Here is a 25,611-nt window from a genome sequence, read left to right on the forward strand (position 1 = left end):
TTCTTTGCGATGCTGGTATAGTTTACTTCAAAGCAGTAAACTATACCGCTCCACTACAATATGAGTAATTACTATGCCAACAGCTGTCCAATGCCCAACCTGTCAAAAAGAGGTGATCTGGTCGGCGCAAAGCCCACACCGTCCATTTTGTTCAAAGCGTTGTCAGCTTATAGATTTAGGTGAGTGGTCAGAAGAAAACAATAAAATCTCGAGCCCAGTGCAAAGCACAGATCTCGCTCAACCAGACCCGCAAGCACTCATTGAAGACATTGAAGCCATGCTGGCTAAAAATGACGATGATTTCTTCAAATAACTTATGGTTCGCTCAGTAATTGATATAAGTTTTTAATTTGATCATGCGCTTGCCAATCTTGGCAATACAAATAGTAATCTACACTTGGCAGGTGCTCCTTAATAGCAATAAAATCTACCTGTGATTGGTATTTGTTCATCATTGATTGCGGTACAATCGCAAAGCCTAGACCAGCTGCAACTAAAGATAGTGTGGTCGATTTGGTTTTAACTTCTTGTACTACATTCATTGTTGCATTAGCTTGATGAAAAACCTCCTCTATTGCTTCATACAGTTTAGGTTGCAATGCCTTTGGATAGTGAATAAACGGCTTGCCAGACAATGCCTTTATTGATGAGCTCGAACGCTCCAAATGCCACTGTTTCGGACAAGCAAAAACATATCGTTCACTGCACAGGTAATGAATATTTTCTGCGGGTAAATCGGGAGCAAAGAGACGAATAATTGCGCCGTGCAATTGCCCTGACTGGCACCGCGTCACCAATTCTGCACTGCTCCCTTCCTCCAAAACTAAATCAAGTTTTGGCGAACACTCAGACAAAACCGCCATCTTCTTCGCCATTAATGCTTCAAATGCCAATCCAATACAACCCAACTTGATAGGCTGTTGGACGCCATTTTGAAAACTTTTTACGCACTCCCCCAAATCATTATGCGCAGCTAGAACCCGCTGGGCTTTACTCACAAATAATGCACCAAAAGCCGTTAAACTGACTGAGCGTGTGGAGCGTTCAAATAGTGGCGTACCTAAATACTGCTCTATTTGGCGGATTTGCTGACTCAATGGCGGCTGAGACATATGGAGTTTCTGTGCCGCTCTGCTAAAGCTCAGTTCCTGCGCAACTGTCACTACATAATTTAGCTTTTTAATATCCATCCAATTTATATTCATTACATATAAATCAATCTATTTTTATATTTGTTATTAATTTAGGCACATTGTAAGTTAACTGCAAGCTTTATCAGCAGGAGTCATCATCATGAAAAATATAATCTTTTTATTGCTTGTTTTAGCAAGTAGTCAACTGCACGCACAAATCGTCAAACAGCCTTTTCACTCGAAAGCACTTGAAAACAGTTTGATTGGTACTCAAAGTACTCGAGATATCCATATCTACCTACCTGAAGGTTATCAGCAAAGCAACAAAAGGTACCCGGTATTGTATTTGTTGGGCGCTTATAGCTGGCCAATAAAATACAGCCAACACATTGAAACCATGCTCGATAACCATAAAAAAAATGGTCGAAATATGGAAATGATCATTGTTATGTTGGAAGGTAATACACCACTAAGAGGCAGCTTTTATGTCAACTCTGCGGTTCATGGTAATTTTAGCGACTACGTGATCAAGGAGGTACTGCCTTGGATAGACAGCAAGTATCGTACGAAAGCTTCGGCAAAACACCGGGGGATTGCGGGCTTTTCGATGGGTGGAACTGGCGCTTTAAGGTTTGCAGCTAAAAACCCACAACTATTTGGCCATGTTTATGCGCTAAGCCCAGGCATGTTCGATGAGAAAGGCATGGCGAAATCATATTTAACCTCTAAAGACGCCATTAAACGCTATCAAGCGTTTAAGAAAGAATTGGCAACAGCTAAAGACCCTCAAGCGGTTATGAAAGCAGAGTTTGCTTCATTTCAAGGTCGTGAAATTTGGAACAATGGCCAAGCAAATAGTTATAGCGCCTACCTCATGGCCTATGCAGGTGCTTTTGCAGGCAATGCAGAACAACCTTTTGGCGTGCACTATAGTATCGATCCTGCACAGAAACCTCTATGGTACAGAGGGTTTGGCGAGCTTATTGACCTGTACTCGACGCCATCAGTGGTAGCGCAACTTAGTTCGGTGCGTATAGATGTCGGCGACAAAGATGACTATATTTGGATTTCAGAGGGCGTACTTGCTCTTAAGCAAAAAGCACAAGCCAATAAAGTTCCCATTACATTTGATGTATTCTCTGGCGGCCACAGCGACCAAGCACTAGCACGCTTAGAACATCATATGCTACCGTTTTTTAATGAACGTCTGTAGTTTCAATAAAGGGCCACATCACAGGCCCCTTTTCTCCAATTCAAAATTCGCAAACATTATCAATCCACCTTGCGCTACTTTAGCCTTGTCGTCACAATCAACTAGGCGTACTACTAGACAAACCCGAATTGAGTAGCGAAATGATGAAACATAAGCTGAGCACACAAAATTACTATGAAGGCCGACTGCTGCGCGTCATTGATCACCTATACGAGCATGCACAGTCCGAATTAGACGTGAACACCTTGGCTGATATTGCCTGTATGTCAGCGTACCATTTTCATCGTATTTATCGTGAATATGCCGGGGAGACAATTAATGTCACAGTAAGAAGAATGCGCATGTTGAAAGCGGCGACTTATTTGATCCGCAGTGACTTAAGCCAGCAGCAAATAGCTAAAAAGGTCTGCTATGGCAGCGTTGAAGCATTTAACCGAGCTTTCACGAAACATTATGGAGAAACACCGAATCAGTATCGCCAACAACGTGCTGAATCAGCCTCTTCTGTCACTGCGCTTTATCCTAAGTCAACCAAGGAGTACCACACCATGTATCCAGTAGAGCAACAATCGATTTCCACCATCGAATTAATTGGCCTCAACCACCACGGCGACTATATGCAAATTGGTCAGGCATTTGAAAAATTATCATTGATGGCTGGTAAATCTGCGCTGATTGATGACACCACACGTTTTTTTGGAATTTACTTCGATGATCCAGAATCTGTGCCTCAAGATAAACTCAAGTCTATGGCCTGCATTACCATTGATAAAAGTAAATTGCCGCCGCAGCACGACTTTGAGTTGTTAACTATCCCAGCAGGGGACACCGTAAGCATTTTATTTAAAGGCGATTATGCTGAACTTGAAAAGCCATACAACTGGCTGTACGGTCAGTGGCTACCACAAAGTCAATTCGAGCTTGCTGACTTTCCTCCCTTTGAAGAGTATCTAAATGATCTTAAGAATACAGCGCCTAAAGACTTACTAACTCGTATCAACTTTTTAGTTAAATAGTTAGTACACACACACTTAATTAGCCACTATATATGGTGGCTAATTAAAAACCATTACTTAATTTTATAGGCACGGACACCAGTATTTTTGCGCCGCAATCTGCTCAAGTTAAACACTAAAATCTAGCGTCACGTAGTGACAAAAGGCACATGCCTGTGCCAAGACTATTCAGTCCTCGTTCTCCAACTTGTCAAATTGATATTAAGCCTTTGCGCTGATAGGCAAGAAGTAAGATAATCACACTATATTCATGATAAGTGACTTAAACTTATTTAAAATCAGTATTATTAGGGGAAAATAATGAACACATGGAGCGTGAGAACGTACTGTGCATTTTTATCGATATTGTTGCTCTCAGTTGGCTGGCACAATTTTGCAAATGCAAACAATACAAAACAGCAAACACCCCAAGTGGCCATTGTCGGTTCCGGACCACTCGTACCCAAAGGGGTAGACCAAGCTATTCCAATTAGCTATAAAAATACCACCGAAGTGGACATTGAAATCCTACGATTGACCAGTCCTCATGACTTTTTGCAGCGCCATTATTTAAACGGTTCAATCTATCCAAGCTCACTTGACAGGTTAAGTTATAGCTACGAAAGCGTTTTTGCAGACAGGTATACACTGCCAAACAAAGTCTCAGATGCCGTTCATTCAGCAAAACTACCTATTCCGGCTCACCTTGCATCTGGTTGGTACATAGTCACACTTAAAGCGGCTGGGCAATTTGATGAGCTGCAAGTCAAGCACATGCTGCTGACTGAGTTAGGGATCCAAGCAAGAATACAAAAAAATGCTGCAACCTTTACCATTAGCCGATTGCAAAACGGGGCTAGTGTAGCCAATGCGAAAGTCAGTATCTATCGCAATCATGAACTAGTACGTCAAGGACATACAAACACACAAGGTAACATTGATTTTTTTGTGGCATTAGAACAAAGCGACATCGTTATTGCTGAACTAGAGCAAGCAGGCCATCCCCCGCAAATAGCATTGCTTCCAATTAGGGAAACGCCGCTCGACCTCTCAGCATATCAATTAGGAGGTCGTTTATATCAAGATATTGAAGCGTTTATCTACAGTAATAGAGACTTAGTCAGGCCAGGCGATACCCTCCCTCTTAATATATTACTGCGTGATTTTGATGGACATACTATAGATACCGATGCTCTCACCCTGTCGGTAAAAAATCCGCGCCAGGAAGAGGTTGTCAAAGAGACATTACACTCATATGCAGGCGGCTATTTTAGTAAATCACTCAAAACCGCCAAAGATTGGCCTACTGGGCGCTATACCGTGGGTGTAAAGCTAGACCCTAGTGCGGAGCAAACAATCGCAGAATTTAATTTTCAACTCGAGGAATTTGTACCTGAGCGCATGGACTTGAAGGCCGAACCTGCGGCTAACTTTGTCATTTCGGGTGAAGAAAATAGCGTCGACCTCTCAGGTAAATACTTATTTGGCAGTCCTGCTGCTGGCAATACTTTCACCACACATATCCTCCACCAGCCAGTAAGACACTTCTTAGGCCCCTATAAAGACTTCATTGTCGGCCAAGATTTTTACTTGTACAACAATTTTAAATACCTGAAGGACAAACAACTATCTGAGCAAGGTGATGCACAAGTAAAAGTTGCAACACCAAATGCAAGCAAGATAAAAAGCCCCGTTAAAACACAAGTGTATTTTGCACTACAAGAGTCAGGTGGCGCCGCCGTGCAGCGCTCAGTCTATTTCACAAGTTGGAAGAACAATACGATCCCCGGCTTAAAGCCACTCACTAAAACGATTGAATACAACTCCGATGCTGCTTTCGAAGTGGCTCTTTTGTCTGCTGACGGACAAACGCTGTCCAGTGGCAGTGTAAAACTTGAGCTCTATTATGATCAGGGTCGATACTACTGGATGTATGAAGACGGCATAGGCTGGCAACAAAAAAAACAAGATCGATGGCGTAAAGATCATCAAAGTGTCATTGATTTAACCGCCGATACAATGCGTATAGAGTTGCCCGTAAGCTGGGGGAATTATCGTCTAGAAGCCACAGATCTAAGTAGTGGAGCAAAAACACACTATGAATTTTATGCAGGCTGGTACCGTGGCTATGGCCAACCAGCGGTTAAACCTGAACATTTACAGCTTTCTCTAGATAAACACGCCTACAGAGCAGGAGAGCAGGCGCAGGTAACTTTGACCTCCCCCATAAATGGTCAGCTGTTGGTTACTCTTGAATCCGATCGTGTCCTTTGGTCCAAAAAAGTACCAGTAAAAAAAGGACAATCGCATATCAACATTCCTATCGAGAAAAATCTCGCTCGCCACGATTTATATATCACAGCCAGTGTATTTGGACAGCAACAAGGTGCACCGAAACGCTATTTAGGTGTCATGCCAATTTCACTGGATAGAAGCAAGAGAAAAATCCAATTATCAGCCACTCTACCTGAGCAAATTGAACCACTACAAACGATTCAAATTCCTATAAAAGCAACAGGGGTGATGGCTGATCAAGAAACCTGGGTGACTGTATCTATGGTCGACAAAGGGATAGTGAACCTTAGTCGCTTTAAACCCAAAAGCCCATTTGACTACTTTTTCGCTCAACGACGTTACAGTGGAGATATTGTAGACCTGTATTCTCGTCAATATGATCCGCGTCCAAACCCATTTGCACAATCACGATTTGGTAGTGACAGTGTCGACAATAATACTAACCGCAATGATGACTTAGTAGAAAGCAAAACCATCCAATTGATGTCTCAACCTGTTCAGCTACATGCCGGTAAAGCATCGGTAGAACTTACATTACCGGACTACAATGGTGAAGCACAGATCATTGTCACCGCATTCAACGAACATCAAGTTGGTCAACTGATACAAGATCAGATTATCCGTATGCCCCTTGTTGCAGAACTCAGTGTACCGCGCTTTTTGATCCCTGGAGATACCTCTTCCGTCACACTAGATATTCATAATTTAAGTGGTCAAAGCCAAGCGTTAACAGTCAAATTGAGTGCCGATAACACTGTTGAACTGACAGATCAGGCTGAACACACAGTTGCACTCAATGATGGTCAACATTGGAGTGTGAGTACGTCAGTGAATACATTAGATAACAACACGTCTGGCATTACGACGTTTACGCTTAAAGTCACGGGCGAAAACCTCGACCTTGAACGCAGCTGGCGAGTACCCATCAACTACATTGAACCTTGGGCAACCAATACAGTAAACAGCCAGCTCGACCCTAAGCAATCCATAACAGTTGATAATACACAATGGCGTGGGCTTAAAGTTATCGCAGGGAAAGAAGGTAAGCTTCTGATCAGCCATTCTCCAATCCTAAACATTGCCCAATTTGCGTCGGGGCTGCACGCATACCCCTATGGTTGCGCCGAGCAGACCACAAGTAAAGCTTGGCCATTTACACTACAACACCCACAGTTGGACAAGTTCCAACACTCAGCTTTACGCCAAGATGCTCAACTCGAGACCAATAAAGAATACCTAAGCATGGCGGTGGGCCGATTAAAGACTATGCAAAAAACCACTGGGGGATTTGCCACTTGGGGAAGTTACGGCAAAGAGTCTCCTTGGCTCACCGTCTATGTAACTGACTTTCTTACCCAAGTACATCAACAATACCCTGAACTGGTACCATCAGATATGTTGCAAGAAGCCCAGTATCGCGTGCTGCGCTATGCCAGAGGTGACTTTGTCGACGTACTCACATTTAGCCCAGAAGCCGCTATCGCCGCTACGACCTATGCAGCTTATTTTTCAAGTCGTTTAGGTAAGCTCAGCTACAGTGATCTAGAGGCCTTAGACATCACCACTTATCCGACCCAGTTAAGCTTGATCCAATTTGTTGCTGCACTGGCTAATACCGGAGCCATTGCACAAGCATCAAAACTGCTCAACCAGTTTGATAGTCAAACTAGGGTCGAAGACTACATCTACGATTATGGCAGTAATATCCGCGATATAGCGCTGGTTGTTAACACCTTAAACGATATAAAAAAACTACGAGGCCTAAATTCTAAGGCACAAAAAATTGCCAATAGGCTCGTCGAGCAGCTACCAGAACTGGCGGCAAATAAAACCTGGTTGAGCACACAAGAACGTGCCGCCTTATTGCGAAGCGCTGTATCCGCAAGTAGCCAAAATCAAGCGCCTCTAAACGTGACTATCAATGGTCAATCAATCACTCACCACGGCGTATTGGAACACCCACTCACGCCAGACTTGCATTTGAAAAACAACACTGATTCACCACTTTATATTCAACAGCTACATACTGGCTATGTCGAATTTGATAGCTCCGTCGCAAACAAAATCAATCCATTTAACACAGTTAAAATGAAACATTTTGTGAGGCGCTGGTTTAATTTAAATGGTGAACCTCTAAATTATAAAGCACCTATCAAGGTCGGTGAACGCATACTGGTCATCCTAGATGTCGAGACCAAAGAGCGGATCCATGACGCCATGATTGTCGATCAAATCCCAGCGGGGTTCGTACTCGAAAATCCAGCTCTTTTACAAGATTTAGACATTCAAAACCTGCTTCCTAAAGGCGTTATTTTAAGCGATGTAGAGCACCAAGAATACCGCAGCGATAGATATGTTGCAGTGACAGATCTTAAGCCCAGATCATATTCTCGCTTTAATGATGCAACCCCAAGACAGCAATTTGCTTATTTATTGCGTGCGGAGGTACCGGGAGTCTATGCAAATCCAGCAAGCTTTATGGAGTCTATGTATCGACCTCAAAAACATGTGTTGTACACACAGTTTCCTTCTACAATCACAATCGAACGGTAACTAAAAAGCTCCTGATGGGGCTTTACGCCTGCCAATTAGAATTAGATGATTTTGAAAAAAGCTTTGTTCACAGTCGCAGCCACAATCCTTGCCATTATCATGGCAGCGATTGTCTGGCATACCCATAACCCACTGCCAGCTATTTACCCCCATGGGCCCTCGACACTTGTCACCGCTAGTAACGAACGGACTTTGCGCTCTTTTGGTGATCAGCTGGGTGTACATCGCTACCAAGTCGCGCCAAAGGACGTAGATCAATTCTATTTAAGTGCGCTTCTTCACTACGAAGACCAATGGTTTTATTATCACTATGGCGTTAATCCTTTTTCATTGCTGCGCGCCGCAGGACAGTGGTTACGTTATGGACGAGTCATATCAGGTGGCTCTACACTCACTATGCAAGTCGCACGTTTAATTGATCCCCACTCTAGAACCATTGGCGGAAAGCTTCATCAAATTGCAAGAGCAATCCAATTGGAGTGGCACTATAGTAAAAAAGAGATCCTCACTTTTTATCTCAATTTGGCGCCGTTTGGCGGCAACATTGAAGGTGTCGCCGCAGCATCTATTAAATACTTTGATAAATTACCAGTATTACTCAATAAAAATGAAGCCGCATTGTTGGTTGTGTTGCCACAAAAACCCTCTCTATATCGACCAGACAGATATCTAGAACGCGCAAAAACCATGCGCAATAAAGTGCTCGCACGTTTGCAGCAAGGACGGCTGTTAAGTACTGAGCAGTACCAACTATTACGGGAAGAACCCATTAAGCTGCACAACAACCCGCAGCCCACATTGGCACCATTACTAAGTCGCTATTTAAAACAACGTTACTTCAATGCACACAAACTCAATACCACGATAGATTATTCACTGCAAAAACGTTTGGCTGCGCTGCTGCGTAACACTAGCAACCATTTGCCACACAAAGCTTCCGCAGCAGTCGTTGTCTTACATAATCCCAGTGCAGAGATCCGCGCCTACCAAGGCTCTATCGACTTCCAAAATGCCAGTCGATTTGCACACGTTGATATGGTGCGAGCCACACGCTCACCAGGCTCGACACTAAAACCATTTATTTACGGCCAAGCGCTTGATATGGGCCTTATTCATAGTAAAAGCCTATTGAGTGATATTCCCGCAAACTTCAACGGTTACAAGCCGCAAAATTTAAATGGCCATTTTAACGGCCCGATCAGTGCCGAGCGCGCTTTGCAAAAATCATTGAATGTACCTGCAATTCAGCTATTAAACCGTATTACACCGGCTCGATTTGAGCAAAACCTTTCCCGTGCAGGTATTGAATTCAGTCATAAAAAAGCCAATCTGTCTGTGGGCCTAGGAGGGACAGGTACCCAACTACTTACTTTGGCAAAACTATATCGAGCACTGGCCAGCAACGGTTATGTCGCCCCGCTCAAGATACTCAGCCATGATTTCAATCTCAAACCGCCAACACCTATCCTCTCTGCGCAAAGTAGCTGGATCACCTTCCAAATGCTCAGCGCCCAAAGTGCCCCAGACCGGGTGGTCCCATCTGTACGCAGAAAAATTGCATGGAAAACAGGCACAAGTTATGGATATCGCGATTTCTGGTCGGTGGGCGTCAGCCCTGATTACACTGTTGCAGTCTGGGTCGGCCGTCCTGATGCAAGCCCTATGCTTGGCTACCTCGGAGCAACACAAGCTGCACCTTTGATGTTTGATGCCTTTGATTTGTTGCCACCTGATAGCCGTAAACTCATTCGACCTAAGCAAGTGACCAATACCATCATATGTTGGCCAAGTGGTTTAGCGCGAGTTCAAGTGCCGAAAGAAAGCTGTGATTCACAACACCAAGCTTGGACAATAAACCAAACTACGCCACCAAGTATGGATATTGATGGTGACTTTACGACAGTCTCATCTTGGCCAGAAAAACTCTCTCATTGGCTTAACACCAAACAACGCCCTAGCCAATCTAGCCCAAGCGCTGCCAACGCGTCTGTAGATACCGGCATCGCAATCACCTCATTGCGCAGTGGACAACATTACTATCGCTCTCAATTGGACGTTTTGCCGTTAAGATCTTCACGGCAAGTTGATGTCAACTGGTTTATCAATCATGCTCCGCAAAAAAAGCCGGAGCTGAAGCTAGATCAATACTTGGGCAAAACCATTATATCAGCATGCTTTCGTTCGCAATGCGATAAACACGTCATCTATATACATCCTTAAACCGTCTCCCCTTTTAAACTTACCCAAAGTAACAACAAAACCATCGCCTATGGTTTAGAAAAGTAGAGGGAGTCTGCTACACTCAACCACATGACTGTAGTCTTTATGTCATTAAACGTGACAGATTAAACTGACAGAGTAAGAAAGGTGAGCTAAACCGTGTCAAAAGATCCTTGGAATGTACTAGAACTAACTCCAACTTCAGATAAGCAACAAATTGAAGCGGCGTATCAACAAAAGCTAGAAAACTTAAAAACGTCCCCAGAAGAAACCCGAGCCGAACAAGAAACGCAGCTCAATGCTGCCTATCAGTCGGTGATCAGCGGACTGACCGAGCCATTCACGCCTTCACAGCAGAGCTTATCTAACCCGTTATTTAGCGAGTTTAATGAAGAGTTAATGGAGTTACTGGGCAATGCACATAGGCATACTCAAGTCTCTGCATGGCAGTTACTTATAGATCACCCAGCATGCCAGGAGGTAGAGCTCAGGCAAGACTTAGCCGCCCTGATATTTGATCGGGTGCTAGCACACCAAAAATCCTGCCAAAATGATAAAGAAATGGTCACCAGCGAAGTGCTGATCTTTCTCACCACACAATTGGAGTGGACCACACGTGAAGATCTAAAAGCACGCTATGGTGATAACTTTTATTATCGCATGACGCAACAAGAGGTCCCACAACCTGAAATCATCCCAGAGCCAATTGCTGATACTGGTAACTTAGCCAACATATTCATCGGCCTAACCATTATTTGCGCCATAGGCTTAATCATGATCTCTGTGTAAATAGGATTGGACAGAAGAGGCCAGTGCAACAATGGCCTTTTCTCATCATATCAGCAACCCTCTTCACGCTAACTTCAAGCGTTTTGCGTTTTATCTAAACCCCCTCACTTGTTAAACAGTTATTTAGTAATAATACAGGTACAACATCTTACAATCGTGCTTAATTAAGCGCTTCAATTGCAATATACTACTGGACAAATACGACACGCCCACACATGGACATTTACCCTGAACATGTATGACAAGCGAACATCAACCTAACTATCCAAGCCTGAAATATAGGCCTGCTACCGAGGAATAAATATGACCATTACGCGCAAACATACAAACCAACGAATGAGCCGTATCGTCGTACATAACGATACCATCTACTTATGTGGACAAGTTTGTAAAGATGCGACACAAGGTATTAAAGAGCAAACGCAAACCATGCTCGACAAAGTAGACGCCCTACTTGAAGAAGCAGGCAGTGACCGAAAACACATTTTAAGTGCAACCGTTTATATCAGTGACATGCAGTATTTCGCGCAAATGAATGAAGTATGGGATGCTTGGGTACCTGAAGGCCACGCGCCTGCCAGAGCTTGCGTTGAAGCGGCGATGGCCAGACCTGAACTGCTCGTTGAAGTCTCTGTGGTTGCTGCTGTGAAAAAAGACTGATCAATCGCATTTGCCGACCAAGGTCGGCAAATGTCCTTTAAATGACCACATCAGATTGCATTAATAGCTCTTGTAACACCGTTTCAACCCGTGACATCGCAAAATTAAACGCCTCTCTGGTTGCAGGCCCACCCAAAGTAAACCGTATTCCATTGTCCTCACATGTCTCTGATGGAGATGAGAATACATCTAAAGCTCGAACTTCAACTTGGTGGGATTTAAACTGAGCAGCTACATAGTGCATGTTCAAATTCACAGGTAATTGCCAGCAAACATTCAAGCCCTGAAATTCAGCTGAAAACGAAAACTGAGCTAGCACATTTTTCAACGCAGCTTGACGGTAACGAATTTCGTCCTCCAGCTTTGTTTGTACATATTGGTATTCTTTACTTTGTAGCGCACGCATCAACAGCTCAAAGTTCGTCATCGAAACCGACCAGCATTGCGCATGAACCGCATTGATCACCTGTTGTTGCCACAATATAGGTGCAAGCAAGTAACCTGCGCGCAAGCCGCCACTAAAATACTTGGAGAAACTGGCTAGATAAAACACCCGATCAGGCGCTTGCTGCCAAAGTGGTAATCGCCAGTTTTCAGGTAAGCAATAATTCACATCATCTTCTAGGATGAAAAAATGGTATTTTCGGCTCAAAGCCAACAACGCTTGCAACCTCGCTTCGCTATAGCGCACATTGGTTGGGTTTTGACAGTTTGGTGTAATGTAAATCGCCTTTACCGATTGAGTTTGACAAACTGATTCAAGCACCGCTAAATCAATGCCTTCGCTGTTAACAGGAATACCTTTGGTATGTACCTTTAAACTCTTACATGCTTTGAAAAATCCGGGATACGTTAAAGCTTCATGTAAAACAACATCACCAGGTTCACAAAGCGTTGATAAACAACTATAAATCCCTTGCTGTGCGCCTTGAGTAAAAATCACTTCATGTTTTTCGCATGCAAATCCGCGCTGTATTAACCATTCACGGAAAAAACTTTGATGGCGAGGTAAACCATTCAGCTTGTAAGTTAACAGCTCCGATAGATCAGTATGGCTGTGCGCTAGCGACTGCATGGCTCGTGCAATAATGCTTTCTTGTCCCATCAGTGGCTGCACACTTGATGCTAGGTCACTTATTTGCATTTGATGATGTAGGCTATTGTTTTTAGTTACATAAGTACCAGCACCTAGTTTTGCCTGAACATAACCTCGTTGCTCCAGTAGCTCATAGGCACGCGTCACTGTGCCATGTGTTATCTGCAACGTATCTGCCAATGCCCTTTGTGCAGGTAAACGCTGCTCAAAAGCCAGCTGCTTATTATCTATTGCTTGCTCTATAAGCTCAGCAAGTGCCATATATTTAGGTTGAGTACTTGCTAATTGTGAAAACTGTTCACAATTAGCCCGCCAAATTGTATCCATAACAATAAATAAATTGATGCCTATTTGTACTTATGACAATAATTAAAAACAGAACAAATAGCAACAATTGTATTGATACAATATAAGGAGTTCACTTTGCAATCAGTGGAAATTTTTACCTTACTGCCAGCTTTGATGCTATTCAGCTTTGCGGCATCGATTACACCAGGGCCTAACAACATCTTATTGACTTACTCAGGGTCTCAATTTGGTATTAAAAAAACCATGCCGCATCTCATTGGTATTCGCGCCGGAATGACCGTTATTCATATCATCATGTTAATGGGGCTGGGTCATCTGGTGTTAGCAAACCCACAATTACATTTAACCTTTAAATTTTTGGCAAGTGGGTACATTATCTACCTAGCATATAAGATTGCATTTAAACACGCGAAAAACAGCCTCCAACCTCAGCAGGCAAAGCCACTATCATTTATGCAAGCTGCGTTATTTCAGCTTATTAATCCAAAAACCATGGCTACCCTGCTATCACTAACCACTGCACTTACTTTGCCCGGAGACTTTTATTGGCACTCAGCAATACTTGGCGTGCTGGTATTCAACATTGTTGCGCTGGGCAGTGGGCTAAGCTGGACCTACTTTGGCAAGGTGATCAGCACAAAACTGCAAAACCAAGCTCACATGCAAAAATTCAATTATCTGATGGCCAGCCTATTGCTCGCTTGCCTTCCGCTAATACACCTCAATTAGATACAGGAGTTCACCCCATGCACATAGTGAATCAGCTTACTCAATCTCAGTTCAATGAGGTACACACATTTTTGTCGCAGCGCAGCTACTGGAGTAAAGGGATCTCAAAAGAGAAGTTACAGACTGCCATTGAGAATTCATTGTGCTTTGCTTTAGTGCAAAATAATCAACTTATTGCCTTTGCACGAGTTGTCACGGATCAGTCGACATTTGCCAATCTGTTAGATGTGTTTGTATTAGAGCCATTTCGCGGTGTTGGTCATGCTAAACAACTCCTAGATGCCGTGGTCACACATCCAAAGTTGCAGGGACTTAGACGATTTTCGCTGGCCACACATGATGCCCATACCTTGTACCAACAATTTGGCTTTGACAGTGTTAAAGCGCCTCAATACTTAATGGAACGTCTTGCTCAATCTTCTTTTACCCGCCAGCACTCATAGCCACAAGGAGACTCTGTTTTTCATAATGAGTAGGTGCCATTCATCGCCTTCCGACCCGATATGGCACCGTTTCTTATGGGCTATTTACCCGTATGAGTTTGCGGTTTACATGGAAAATAACACCCAGTGATCACTGCTCCGCCCGCTACTTTGTCGGTTAGGTGCTGAGTAACCACTTTGTTCGAGAGGTTAGCCAATTTCTTTGTTTTAAGATTTAGTTTCATCATTATCTCCTTATTTAATATAACTTATGTACCAGCTCTGTCTGGCATGCATAAAGTATCCTTTTCTAACCCAATATCAAGGAATTATTTACCCCGAACCCCCCTTCTAAATAGAATATATGATTAGTAATGAAACAGAAAAATGCCCAATCCTAAATAATGATAAAAATTAAAATTGGCTCAACGCTTGAACATACTTGCGGTACGGAGCACACTAGGTCTACCCTCCCAATTATTACTACTTTAGTCTTAGCAACAATCCTGATTTTATATTACTTGATTTAAATCAAAACCATACACACCCATTCGACCAAGCACTGCGTGAGCCCATCTCATAACGCTTGTTTATCCAACGAATCACTTTTAATGTAAAGCAAATTAAAAACGGTAGACTCTCTTTATGAAACCAATAACAACGCTCGCCTTAACTGGTGCCTTATTTGGCTTTGCAGCCACTGAAAGTGTCGCCAGCTCAACCCTTAAGTCCGATGACATCTTTGCGCTTGAGTATGCAGCAAGCACACAGATAAGCCCTGATGGCAAGAAAATAGTTTACGAAAGAAGCAGTTACGACATTATGCGTGACAAACCCAAACGTACATTATGGTTATATGACATTGCTGAAAAAGCACATTACCCACTATTTGCTGATCAGTTTAATTACAGTCAACCACGCTGGTCTCCCGACAGTAAAAAAATCGCATTTACCAGTAACAGTAGTGGCTCTCGCCAATTACATGTTTATTGGTTAGCGCAAGATAAACAAGCCGTTTTAACACAACTCCCCAAAGCTATCGGTGATATTACATGGTCACCAGATGGTCAACAGATTGCATTCACGATGAATGTAGCACAAGGCAAATCCAAGTTCGCAAAATCAGTCAAACTACCGAGCAAGCCCAAAGGCGCTGAGTGGTCTGAGCCAGTTAAAATCTTCGAAAAAGCACGCTATCAAGCCGATGGCCGAGGCTATTTAGAACCTGCATTTAGGCATGTTTTTGTATTACCTGCTAATGGTGGTACGCCAAGACAGCTAACTAAAGGGGATTTTCAACACCGGGGCCCTCTCGCTTGGAGCCCTAATAATCAAAGTATCGTATTCTCATCAGATCAACACCCTGATTGGGAATACCGCACAACTGAATCGGATCTATTCAAAGTCAGTGTCACAGATCAGTCGCTGACACAGCTAACAGATTTACCCGGTTCAGAGTACAACCCGACATTTTCCAAAAAAGGCGACAAGCTAGCCTTTATTAGTCGTGGCAATGCCCCGGTACCCTATATCAATAACCAGCTAACGTTGTTGTCAATAAAGAACAAAAAGCTGACGTCACTGACAGATGATCTAGACCGCTCAGTAGCTGACTACCAATGGGCAGGCAAAGGCGACTTTGTGATCCAATATGATGACACTGGCAAGCGAGTACTGGCAAAGGTGTCTACCCGTGGCAAAGTATCCCCATTAATTGACGATGTCTCAGGCACAACCCTAGGCCGTCCTTATGTCAGCGGTAACTTTACGATGGCCAATAATGGCACCATTGCTTATACGCAAGGCAACAGCCAGTCTCCGGCTGATGTGGGTTATTGGCGCAAGGGGAAAACGGCAACACTGACGCAGCTAAACGCAGATTTGTTGGCCCACAGAACTCTAGGAGAAGTTCACGAACTCAATTACAAGTCAGAGTTTGACGGTGAACAGATCCAAGGTTGGTACATTACACCACCGAATTTCGACAAATCAAAAAAGTACCCGCTTTTGGTCGAGATCCACGGTGGTCCACATCTCGCTTATGGCCCGCATTTTAGTGCTGAATTGCAGCGTTATGCAGCACAAGGTTACGTTGTTGTTTACGTTAACTACCGCGGCTCAACCAGCTATGGCGAGCGATTTGCATTGTTACTCGATGGCAAATATAGCTCAAAAGAAGATTTTGCCGACCACAACTCTGCAGTGGACGCATTGATCGCCAAAGGATTTATCGATGAGAAAAACCTTTTCATTGCTGGTGGATCAGCAGGCGGTATTGCAACGGCTTATGCGATTGGTTTGACAGACAGATTTAACGCAGCGGCTATCACCAAACCTGTGATTAACTGGATCAGTAAAGTGCTCACAGCAGATAGTTACCTTGGCCAAATTCGCAATCAGTTCCCAGGCCTTCCTTGGGAAAACTTGGCTCATTACTGGCAGCGCTCGCCACTCTCATTGGTTGGGAATGTCACCACGCCTTCTTTAATCATGACGGGTGAGCTGGATAGACGTACGCCAATGTCGGAGTCAGAGCAGTTTTATCAAGCATTAAAATTACGTAAAGTTGATACAGTGCTAGTACGTGTACCTGGTGCACCGCACGGTATTGCTGGCCGACCTTCTCGTATGATCTCTAAAATTGAACATACCATTGCATGGTTTGAGATGTACAAAAAGTAGCGTATTAACCTAACGATATGTTGCTGGGAATATACTCAGCAACATATTTTGATCCCCTCTGAAACGCTCTTTTACTCAATAGTAGTTCGAGCGTAAGCTCGTTTCATATCCCACCTTTGCTGCCAGATCCGCTGCAACTTCGGTAGTTACCTTGCTTGTATTGCTCTCGTATTTGTGATGGTGTCATCACATTGTGGTGTATTTGAATTTCACCTATTGCGCCCTTAAATAAGCCAGTTTTAAACGAGGAACGGCTGCCAATGCGCAGTGGCTTTTCATTGCTCAACGAACCTTGACGGCCTGTCGGGTCGAACGCACTGTTAAACTGGCCATCGAGATAAAATCGAATGCCTTTACTACGATCTCTATCAATGCTGACTGCAACATGATGCCATTGCCCATCTGCAACAAACGCCTGCGAATCGTAAAAAGTACAAGACGAGTCTTGCTCTTGGCAATACCAACTGCCATCTCCGTCAGCGAGCTGAAGTGCCAAATACCCATCGTCAATATAAAACACATAGCCCTGCACATCAGAGACTTGGTCTTCATATCGCTTATCGACAATAATATGCTGACCTGTTGATGAAGTTTGTATCCAAGTAGAGATTGAAAAGTCGCCGGTACTCACATCCAATTCGGAATCAACAACCTCAACATAGTCGTCGAAACCATCTAAGCAGAAAGCCACATCGGGCTTCTTGTTGGCTAGTTTGATAATCTCCCCCTTCAAAACAGACAATTGATATTGTTCGCTTTTTAAAACTTTAGAGGTTGAAGTATATATCCAACTCAGCCAAACCAAGATAACGATTATAGCGACGCTTCCGGCCATCACATATGGCCACCCCTTAAATGTGTGATCGACATAATCCAATTTGACAGGTTGTGCTAACAAGTACCCTTTGCCGCGGATATTTTTTATTTGTTCTTGTTCATCCAGTGCTTGAAAGGCTTTTCTGAGAATACTTATCCGCTGCTTTACATTCTCATTACCTGTGATCACACCCTGCCAGACGATATTTTGTAATTGCTCTGCTGGCAATGGATTATTTTGATGCTCAATCAAGGTCAAAAGAAGCGAGAAGGACAGTTCCGATAAAGGTTGTTTTAGTTCATTTTTGCTCAAAGTTTTAGTGTTCAAATCGGCATAAACACTACCAACCCAGAACCCTTTACATTTTTCTAAACTTAATTTTTCTTCATCCATAAAAAACTTATCCATAAATATCAACAACTAACACTTACCCATATCCGGTAAAAGTAATTTTACTCTTTATTTACCCTATTTTTCTAGTGTTTTCTGAACATGCTCATCAAGATAAACGCAATTTCTTATTCACTTTGAATCAACAATATATTCAAACATTTGATAATGGAGTGTCCAATGACGAATGCAACTAAATCCTCAAAAATCGCTTTAGTAGTATGTAATATACTCTTCGCATCCCCTAGTTTTGCAAATCTTGACTTGCAAAATAATAGCCACGAACAGATAACAAATCTAAAGTGTGATCATTACATAAGTCGTAATCAGCACTTAATAGACGGCCAAAGCATGGGAGTTAATGCCGGCCAAACTTTATGTCTCGAAGGCGGCACAAGAGGACCACTAAGAGTACGCAATGTGCAAGGAAGTGCATCAGCGCCAATCATCATTCGCAACCAAGATAGCGTAGTGACATTTTCTCCTTATGAATACAGTATTGCGGTAGAAAATAGTCAGTGGCTGCGGATCACCTCAAAACCTGTAGAAGATGTGTCCGAGTATGGACTTCAATTGGGTGGCACACTGGGTGTTGGCACTTTGAGTGAACAAATAGAAATTGATCATATTGAAATTTATCGCGCCAGATTTGCTGGTATGTTGATAAAAACAGATCCCACATGCGACGCAGCCACCTGGGCTGAAAACTTTACTATGACAGGGATCCGCATTCACAATAACTACATCCACGATACTGAAAGTGGAGAAGGTATGTATATCGGATATACAGGAAGATCACGTACCTTATTGTGTGATAACACATTGACGACTGTCTATCCGCACAAACTACAAGATGTACATATTTTTGACAATAAGTTAGAAAACATCGGAGCGGATGGTATTCAAGTTAACTCCATCCAAGGCAACACATTTGTCAACAACAACACCATTTACCGCACAGGTGTCAGCCCTTTCGATCTCCATTGGCAAAATACCGGGATTCAAATTGGTGGTAATGACGTTGAAGTCAGAGACAACCTCATCTATCGCAGCGGTGGCAATGGCATGATGATCGAGGGAGATGCGGTTAGAGTGCTCAATAACCACATTATCTATGCAGGAGAAAATGGCATTTTTGCACGAAACATGGCACAGCAGGACGCTAGTATTCAAAATGGCTTACCGCACGACTACAAAGGAAACTTGATTATTCACCCTGGGAGTTATGCATTGAAGTTGTATGCCATCAATACCGTATCTGCACACCGAATTATTGAGAATAGCATAGAAAACGACGGCTCAGTAGATGCAGCTGGCCGCCCAAAAACCTTTTCATACTTAAACGATTCGGTATTGCGACACGAGCTGAATAACCATCATTACGTGACGCAATCTGCGTACTAACAGATTACCTCTAACAAGATAGGCGAGTTTAATTAGCCAACTTTTTTGCTGGGCGTGCCTAAATGTCAATCCTTGCCAACATACCTTGACCGGCACGCTCAGCATTTTTTTTAAGCGTCGAGTGACCCCGATACACCAGCCATGTGGTGTTAACACATCTACTTCAAACTTGCTCTGACACGCGTAGTTCAGGTTTGATTTGACTTAACAATTCATTTGCTGCATCAAAATCATAGTCATCAATCAATGTCACCAATTGCGTAAAGACATCAAAAAACCGCGTCCCTTGATACATTGGCAGTAGCTCACTAACCAGATCAATTGCGTCTGTGTCATAATCTTCCAGCAAGGTTGTAAGCTGGCTCAATTTTTCGGCAATTTGCTGCTCTGTCAGCAGGACAGAGTTACTAGGGGTGATCTGTTCTTCTTTGTCCGTGCTATTGAGAACTTGCTGTATCGCAAATATTAACGGCTCAAGCTGTTCATGCACTTGATTCAGCGCCACCGCGTGTGCTTTTTGATCTGCACAAATTTGTTCTAACTCTCCCGCAACAGACTGTACCTGCGTTGCCCCAATATTACCTGCGGTCCCCTTTAGCGTATGTGCGCAACGCATAGGCCCATCAGGATCTGTGTGGGCCTGCTCTAATGCTTCCTCAAAGTGTGCGTGAAAATGCTGTTGTCTATCTACAAACCGTTGCAGTAAACGCATATAAAGTGCCACATCCCCTTGAGATATAGACTTGGCAATGCCTGCGTCAACGCCAGGGATTTTCGGGTATTGAACCTCATCGCTCGCTGGTACTACTTGCTCAGCAAAGTGCTGGCTGTGCTCTGATACCTTAATCCATTTTTGCAATGTCGCGAACATTTTATCCACGTTGAGCGGCTTACTGATTATATCATTCATGCCGCAAGCCAATGCTGCCTCTTGATTATCCATCATCACACTGGCTGTCATTGCAATAATAGGCAAGGATTCAAATTGACTTTGCGCCCTGATCTCACGTGTAGCTGTATACCCATCCATTACGGGCATTTGACAATCCATAAGGACACCATCATATTGCGCTTGCGCCAACATATCCAAGGCCTGCTGCCCATGTTCTGCGACATCGACTACAATGCCCTTTCCGGTCAAAAGGGCAATTGCTAACTCTTGATTTAAGTCATTGTCCTCAACCAATAACAAACGCGCTCCCGCCAGTGAATGAACACTCTCTTGCTGAATAACAGCGCCTGAGCCACCCTCATGACTTAACCCAAAAACTCGCTGTAAAGCGCTGTAGATATCAATCGCCAAATAAGGTTTAGCGACAAAACTCAGTTTTTGCTGGTTTTGAAGATAAGGTTCTACTATTTGCGCATCGTACAGTGGCATTAAAATTATCGGGATTTGAGACCCAGCACGATTGAGCTGTTGTACCAATCCACATTGCGACTCTATTCTCATATCAATAAAAATAATGTCATTATCTGCAACTAAAGTCGCCACATCCTTGACCTCAACTGAAGTTAGACTGTGCGCTTGAATATCAAAGCTAGATAAATAAGAAACGAGATTACGACTGGCACTGTAGTTATCATCTATGATCACAGCTTGAGTTGCAGGTATATCGTCCCGCGCTTCATGTTCATACAGAGCATCATCCAAAACTAACGTAAAGCTAAAAGTACTGCCGACACCCAATGCACTTTGACAATGGATTTCTCCGTGCATAAGTTCCACCAGCTTTTTGCAAATCGCGAGCCCTAGTCCCGTGCCGCCATATTTTCGTGTTGTTGATGTGTCTGCTTGGGAGAATGAGCTAAACAACTTGGCCTGCTGCTCTTCAGACATACCTATTCCTGAGTCTACCACAGCAAACTGTAATGTGATCTCTCCGCCAAGCTGCTGCTCAACGCGCACGTCAATTAACACCTCACCACCTTGCTCTGTAAACTTCACCGCATTGCTACCTAAATTAAGCAGAATTTGCGACAATCTCAGCGGGTCGCCAATTAACTTGCTCGGTACAACAGGATCTATATGCGCGCACAATTCCAAGCCTTTTTCTTTGGCTTTGACTGCTATTAAATCTAAACAACTACGTAGCGTTTCCTCCACACAAAATTCAACTTGCTCAATATCTAGCTTGCCAGCCTCTATTTTAGAGAAATCTAAAATATCATTGATAATGCCAAGCAAAGATTCAGCACTACGATGGATCTTTTGAACATAATTACGTTGCTTAAAGTTAAGCTCCGTCTCTAATGCCAAGTAGCTCATACCTATAATGGCATTCATCGGAGTACGGATCTCATGAGACATATTTGACAAAAAGTCTGACTTGGCTTGCGTTGCACTTTCTGCACGTTCTTTGGCCTGTTTCAGCGCAGCTTCTAAGTCTTTGGAATCTGAAATATCCATGTGAATTCCAAACATTTCCTTGCGTCGGCTATCTTGGTTCACAAAGACACTTTGGCCCATACTTAATATCCACTTCCACTCTCCTGTGGCTGTTTTCATCCGCAACTCACAGCGGTAAGTTTTTGTTTGTTTTGATAAGTGAGCTTGAAGTGCATTTTCGACAAGGGGAAGATCATCTGGGTGAATAAGCTCTCGCCAGCGCTTTATGGTATTTCCATAGTTCAGTTCCAACTCACATTCTTGATAACCCAACATTGTTGACCAAATCGCGTTTGTGACCAATAAATCGCTCTGGCAATCCCATTCCCAGGTGCCTGCATTTGCCCCTTGCATCGCCAAGTCCAAACGCTGTTCAGCCTCTTTTAATTCGCTATAAGACAAAGAATTCGCCAACGCAACGGCAATGTGGTTGGCCACGGACCGTAACACATTTAAATGTACTTCTTTATAAGCGCGAGGCTTGTTGGACTGCACGGTAAATACCCCGATAACTTTACCGTCTACCACCAAGGGCGCGCAAAATACCGACTTAGTTTGTTCACCATAGAGATTATTACATGCTTTTAAATCGACGCTTTGCCACTCTTCTTCGCAGGCAGCATAAAACTCTTGACCATTTGACACACAGTATACGTCGGCACTACTAATCACTTTAGTATGGCTTTCCAATGCCTCATATAGCTCTCCTTGCTGGTTCGCATAGATATAATCGACATAGTGCTTTTCCGGATAAAAGACCCCGACCGCAAAAAACTCGCAGTGCAATATATCACTCAAGTGTGTGTATATGGTCTCGCTTATCACATGCATATCATAGGTTGCGGCGACCTCCTTACCAACTTCCCCCAACACCACAATATCTCGCGTTCTGCGGGCAATTTTGCGTTCAAGTTCAATGCTGTTTTCTCGCAACTGTCTTACTCTGAGCCAAAATGCACCTAACAGAATTAACACCCCAAGCAATGGCATTAAAATACGGAACCAAAGAGTTTGATACCATGCGGGTACACTAATAATTTTCAGCTCAATCCCAACTTGATTCCACACACCGTGATTGTTACTGCCTTGAACGCGAAAGCGATAGGTGCCTGGCGGCAGCTCTCGATAATTAACGATATGCTCAGGTGTAATCGCACTCCACTTATCGTGATACCCATCCAACCAAGTACGATAACGATTGTCGTCAGTGGCTTGATAATCTAGTGCTGCGAAATGAATGGACAAGTTTTTGTCGCGATAACTCAGACGGATTTCACCGTTGTCTATTGCCGTAGGGCGACCATCAATAAAAGCTTGAGTGAACGCAACTGGCGGCGCACTAGTATTTACTTTGACATCTTTGGGGTTGAAACCTGTGATCCCATCAATACTGCCAAACAATATTTGCTCATCCATCACAATAAATGAACGGGCTAAAAAATGATGGTTGATCAGCCCATCATTTGTCGTAAATTGATGAAAAATACCGTAGGTCGGATCAAATTTAAACACGCCACTGGCGCTGGCAAACCACAAAAAGCCTTCTTTATCTTGCGCAATGGACTTCACCGCAAAGTTCACTTGTGATGCGGTATTGTCATACTGTTTAAAACGCCTGCTGGACATATCAAAACGCGTTATCCCTAGGTTGGTAGCCAACCAAATGTATTCGCCTTGCTGCATTGCATGGGTCACATAGTTGCCATTGGGCCCCACTTGCTCGCCATGCGCTGTATATTGCACAAACTCTGAGGTCTGTTGATTAATTCGAAATACGCCCTCCCCATCAGTGCCAGCCCACACCAAGCCTTCGCTGTCATGGAAAGTAAACTCCAAGTCTTGCCCCGCTAAAAAATGTGTTACCGCATTGTTTGTCGTATTTAATCGCGTCAACCCGCTGCGCCCTGCCAGCACAAGCCACATTTGCCCTTGCTTATCAAAGCTGACGTGTTCTACAGAGCGACGAGAATCATCCAACCAAGATAGAGGCACTAAGCTTAGCGATTTTTCATTTTCATCAACTTGATATAATCCAAAGCTGGTTGCCGCAAATAGCTGACCCTGTGCATTTCGGGCCATGCTGTGAATACGCAATCGATAATTTCCCTGTAAAGTCTCAGCATCAGCAAAAGGGGTAAACTGCGATTTACCATCAAAGTGCACTAATCCACGACCCGTCCCCAGCCAAACTCCACCCATTTGGGCACGCTCAATAGCCAGTACTTGATTAAACAGCCCAGAGAGCAATTGCTCGTTTAAAAAGTTCTGCCAAGACACGAAAGCAGGAGGATTTGGAAACACCTTTTGCACACCAGAGTAACGTGTCGCCGCCCACAGTAACCCGCTGTCATCTATCAAGATTTGCCTCACGTCGCGGTTTTGAAGTAGCGTCAACTCACCATTATCTATCACAGGTACAAACTGATTTATGCGAGGTGAAAAGCGATACACACCAGCAAATGTGGCCAATAGAATATCGTCATTAAAATGATGTAGCCGAGTGACACTCGGTAAGGTACCTGTGGGTAAGTTAAAAGTGCGGTATTCAGAAGTGTCAGGGTTAAACAAACCAAAGCTTGTCCGCGTTGCGACCCAGATCCGGCCCATATCATCCACTGACACTTGACGTACTTCAGCGTGATCTAAAGAGTGAGGTGCTACACCAAATGCACGAAATTGCCCGGTATCTCTATCAAGTCGATACAACCCATTCGACGTCCCAACCCAAATACCCCCCTGCTCCCCCTCGCTGATACTCCACACTCGGTTGTTGCCTAGACTATGTGGGTTATTATTCTGCTGTACAAACCGTTCAAAACCTTGCAGATCTCCCTTCAATCGATTTAACCCTCCCCCATTGGTGCCAACCCACAGTGTACCGTCACGACTTTCAAATAGCGTTTGTACTTTATTGGCACCGAGGGAGTTGGGATCACTGGCATCATGTTTAAAGTGCACAAAATGCTGTTTTTCACGAATAAACAGGTTGAGACCGCCACCCCATGTACCAGCCCATAATCGACCTTGATTATCAAAAAGTAATGCCCCAACACTGTTTGCAGACAACGAATAAGGATCGTTTGGGTCATGATTAAAACTGACGAATTGATATCCATCATAGCGTTTAACGCCGTCGGCACTACCAAACCACATGAACCCTTGAGGATCCTTTGACACCGCGTAAATTTGTGGGTTTGCTAAACCATTGTATGCTGAAATGGCTTCCACCTTCACTTGTGAGGCGTCGGCACTTGCGACATACATACACAAACTTATTAAAAACAAAAACAGCCGCCAAAGGCGCATATCTGACTCCTTGAGATATCTGGATTGCAAACATTTACACTCAATAGCACCACAGCAGGAAATATGCGCTGCCAGTTCAAACATTATGAGTGTATGCATAATTATTAGACACTTTTCGATAACATGTGCAAAATAAGAAGAGTTAATTTTTGTCTATCAATCACTCAGTTATGCAGTCGCGTGCCAAGGACAGCCAATTAGCCTTTAAC

16 protein-coding genes are annotated in these 25,611 nt (G+C 43.6%); 11 read left to right on the forward strand and 5 right to left on the reverse strand.

What is annotated here, in order from left to right:
- The first annotated feature begins 73 nt into the window (after positions 1-73).
- On the forward strand, positions 74-313 hold the full coding sequence (gene yacG / locus J8M00_RS14660) for a DNA gyrase inhibitor YacG (protein ID WP_023399712.1): 240 nt from the start codon (positions 74-76) through the stop codon (positions 311-313).
- Position 314: 1 nt separating this feature from the next.
- Here yacG and J8M00_RS14665 read toward each other — a convergent pair whose 3' ends face one another.
- Positions 315-1,205 carry a LysR family transcriptional regulator gene (locus J8M00_RS14665; RefSeq protein ID WP_211011253.1) on the reverse strand — a complete coding sequence of 297 codons (891 nt, stop codon included), beginning with the start codon at positions 1,203-1,205 and terminating at the stop codon, positions 315-317.
- Between the two features lie 88 nt (positions 1,206-1,293).
- On the opposite strand from J8M00_RS14665, the gene J8M00_RS14670 reads away from it, so the two are divergent.
- The 6 genes from J8M00_RS14670 (at position 1,294) to J8M00_RS14695 (ending at position 11,858) form a co-directional block, all read left to right on the forward strand.
- A complete protein-coding gene (locus tag J8M00_RS14670) occupies positions 1,294-2,346 on the forward strand; it encodes an alpha/beta hydrolase-fold protein (RefSeq protein WP_211011254.1) in 1,053 nt (350 codons plus the stop codon).
- A 140-nt stretch (positions 2,347-2,486) separates the two neighbouring features.
- Positions 2,487-3,362, forward strand: a complete 876-nt coding sequence (locus J8M00_RS14675) for an AraC family transcriptional regulator (protein WP_247687391.1) — start codon at positions 2,487-2,489, stop codon at positions 3,360-3,362.
- A 300-nt stretch (positions 3,363-3,662) separates the two neighbouring features.
- Positions 3,663-8,189 carry an alpha-2-macroglobulin family protein gene (locus tag J8M00_RS14680; protein ID WP_211011255.1) on the forward strand — a complete coding sequence of 1,509 codons (4,527 nt, stop codon included), beginning with the start codon at positions 3,663-3,665 and terminating at the stop codon, positions 8,187-8,189.
- A gap of 45 nt (positions 8,190-8,234) precedes the next feature.
- Positions 8,235-10,409: a penicillin-binding protein 1C gene (pbpC, locus tag J8M00_RS14685; RefSeq protein WP_247687392.1), complete on the forward strand. Its 2,175-nt coding sequence runs from the start codon at positions 8,235-8,237 to the stop codon at positions 10,407-10,409.
- Positions 10,410-10,568: 159 nt separating this feature from the next.
- A complete protein-coding gene (locus tag J8M00_RS14690) occupies positions 10,569-11,198 on the forward strand; it encodes a hypothetical protein (protein WP_211011256.1) in 630 nt (209 codons plus the stop codon).
- Positions 11,199-11,501: 303 nt separating this feature from the next.
- Entirely contained in the window at positions 11,502-11,858 is a 357-nt protein-coding gene (locus tag J8M00_RS14695) for a RidA family protein (protein WP_211011257.1), read from the forward strand.
- A 37-nt stretch (positions 11,859-11,895) separates the two neighbouring features.
- Here J8M00_RS14695 and J8M00_RS14700 read toward each other — a convergent pair whose 3' ends face one another.
- Entirely contained in the window at positions 11,896-13,281 is a 1,386-nt protein-coding gene (locus tag J8M00_RS14700) for a PLP-dependent aminotransferase family protein (RefSeq protein WP_211011258.1), read from the reverse strand.
- A gap of 105 nt (positions 13,282-13,386) precedes the next feature.
- Here J8M00_RS14700 and J8M00_RS14705 point away from each other — a divergent pair, with 105 nt between their 5' ends.
- On the forward strand, positions 13,387-13,992 hold the full coding sequence (locus J8M00_RS14705; protein WP_348772557.1) for a LysE family translocator: 606 nt from the start codon (positions 13,387-13,389) through the stop codon (positions 13,990-13,992).
- Positions 13,993-14,009: 17 nt separating this feature from the next.
- Positions 14,010-14,435, forward strand: a complete 426-nt coding sequence (locus J8M00_RS14710; protein WP_211011261.1) for a GNAT family N-acetyltransferase — start codon at positions 14,010-14,012, stop codon at positions 14,433-14,435.
- Between the two features lie 80 nt (positions 14,436-14,515).
- On the opposite strand, the gene J8M00_RS14715 is transcribed toward J8M00_RS14710, so the two are convergent.
- Positions 14,516-14,662, reverse strand: coding sequence for a hypothetical protein (locus tag J8M00_RS14715; protein WP_155735414.1), 147 nt, complete (start codon positions 14,660-14,662; stop codon positions 14,516-14,518).
- A 397-nt stretch (positions 14,663-15,059) separates the two neighbouring features.
- On the opposite strand from J8M00_RS14715, the gene J8M00_RS14720 reads away from it, so the two are divergent.
- A complete protein-coding gene (locus tag J8M00_RS14720) occupies positions 15,060-17,096 on the forward strand; it encodes a S9 family peptidase (RefSeq protein ID WP_211011263.1) in 2,037 nt (678 codons plus the stop codon).
- A 103-nt stretch (positions 17,097-17,199) separates the two neighbouring features.
- Here the strand turns inward: J8M00_RS14720 and J8M00_RS14725 are convergent, their stop codons facing one another.
- On the reverse strand, positions 17,200-18,321 hold the full coding sequence (locus tag J8M00_RS14725) for a LamG-like jellyroll fold domain-containing protein (protein WP_211011265.1): 1,122 nt from the start codon (positions 18,319-18,321) through the stop codon (positions 17,200-17,202).
- Between the two features lie 162 nt (positions 18,322-18,483).
- On the opposite strand from J8M00_RS14725, the gene J8M00_RS14730 reads away from it, so the two are divergent.
- The gene (locus tag J8M00_RS14730) at positions 18,484-19,707 is read left to right on the forward strand and encodes a right-handed parallel beta-helix repeat-containing protein (protein WP_211011267.1); all 1,224 of its coding nucleotides are present in this window, start codon (positions 18,484-18,486) and stop codon (positions 19,705-19,707) included.
- Positions 19,708-19,870: 163 nt separating this feature from the next.
- On the opposite strand, the gene J8M00_RS14735 is transcribed toward J8M00_RS14730, so the two are convergent.
- Positions 19,871-25,402 carry a two-component regulator propeller domain-containing protein gene (locus J8M00_RS14735; protein ID WP_211011269.1) on the reverse strand — a complete coding sequence of 1,844 codons (5,532 nt, stop codon included), beginning with the start codon at positions 25,400-25,402 and terminating at the stop codon, positions 19,871-19,873.
- Between the last annotated feature and the right edge of the window lie 209 nt (positions 25,403-25,611).

This window comes from Pseudoalteromonas luteoviolacea (genome assembly GCF_018100925.1).
GTDB classification, from domain to species: Bacteria; Pseudomonadota; Gammaproteobacteria; order Enterobacterales; family Alteromonadaceae; genus Pseudoalteromonas; species Pseudoalteromonas obscura.

What these genes read in the sequence shown, in the direction of transcription:
- J8M00_RS14670 (WP_211011254.1), top strand. Translation starts at nt 1,294, where the DNA reads ATGAAAAATATAATCTTTTTATTGCTTGTTTTAGCAAGTAGTCAACTG.
- J8M00_RS14735 (WP_211011269.1), bottom strand. Translation starts at nt 25,402, where the DNA reads ATGCGCCTTTGGCGGCTGTTTTTGTTTTTAATAAGTTTGTGTATGTAT.
- J8M00_RS14680 (WP_211011255.1), top strand. Translation starts at nt 3,663, where the DNA reads ATGAACACATGGAGCGTGAGAACGTACTGTGCATTTTTATCGATATTG.
- J8M00_RS14665 (WP_211011253.1), bottom strand. Translation starts at nt 1,205, where the DNA reads ATGAATATAAATTGGATGGATATTAAAAAGCTAAATTATGTAGTGACA.
- J8M00_RS14695 (WP_211011257.1), top strand. Translation starts at nt 11,502, where the DNA reads ATGACCATTACGCGCAAACATACAAACCAACGAATGAGCCGTATCGTC.
- yacG (WP_023399712.1), top strand. Translation starts at nt 74, where the DNA reads ATGCCAACAGCTGTCCAATGCCCAACCTGTCAAAAAGAGGTGATCTGG.
- pbpC (WP_247687392.1), top strand. Translation starts at nt 8,235, where the DNA reads ATGATTTTGAAAAAAGCTTTGTTCACAGTCGCAGCCACAATCCTTGCC.
- J8M00_RS14715 (WP_155735414.1), bottom strand. Translation starts at nt 14,662, where the DNA reads ATGATGAAACTAAATCTTAAAACAAAGAAATTGGCTAACCTCTCGAAC.
- J8M00_RS14725 (WP_211011265.1), bottom strand. Translation starts at nt 18,321, where the DNA reads ATGGATAAGTTTTTTATGGATGAAGAAAAATTAAGTTTAGAAAAATGT.
- J8M00_RS14700 (WP_211011258.1), bottom strand. Translation starts at nt 13,281, where the DNA reads ATGGATACAATTTGGCGGGCTAATTGTGAACAGTTTTCACAATTAGCA.
- J8M00_RS14730 (WP_211011267.1), top strand. Translation starts at nt 18,484, where the DNA reads ATGACGAATGCAACTAAATCCTCAAAAATCGCTTTAGTAGTATGTAAT.
- J8M00_RS14675 (WP_247687391.1), top strand. Translation starts at nt 2,487, where the DNA reads ATGATGAAACATAAGCTGAGCACACAAAATTACTATGAAGGCCGACTG.
- J8M00_RS14720 (WP_211011263.1), top strand. Translation starts at nt 15,060, where the DNA reads ATGAAACCAATAACAACGCTCGCCTTAACTGGTGCCTTATTTGGCTTT.
- J8M00_RS14710 (WP_211011261.1), top strand. Translation starts at nt 14,010, where the DNA reads ATGCACATAGTGAATCAGCTTACTCAATCTCAGTTCAATGAGGTACAC.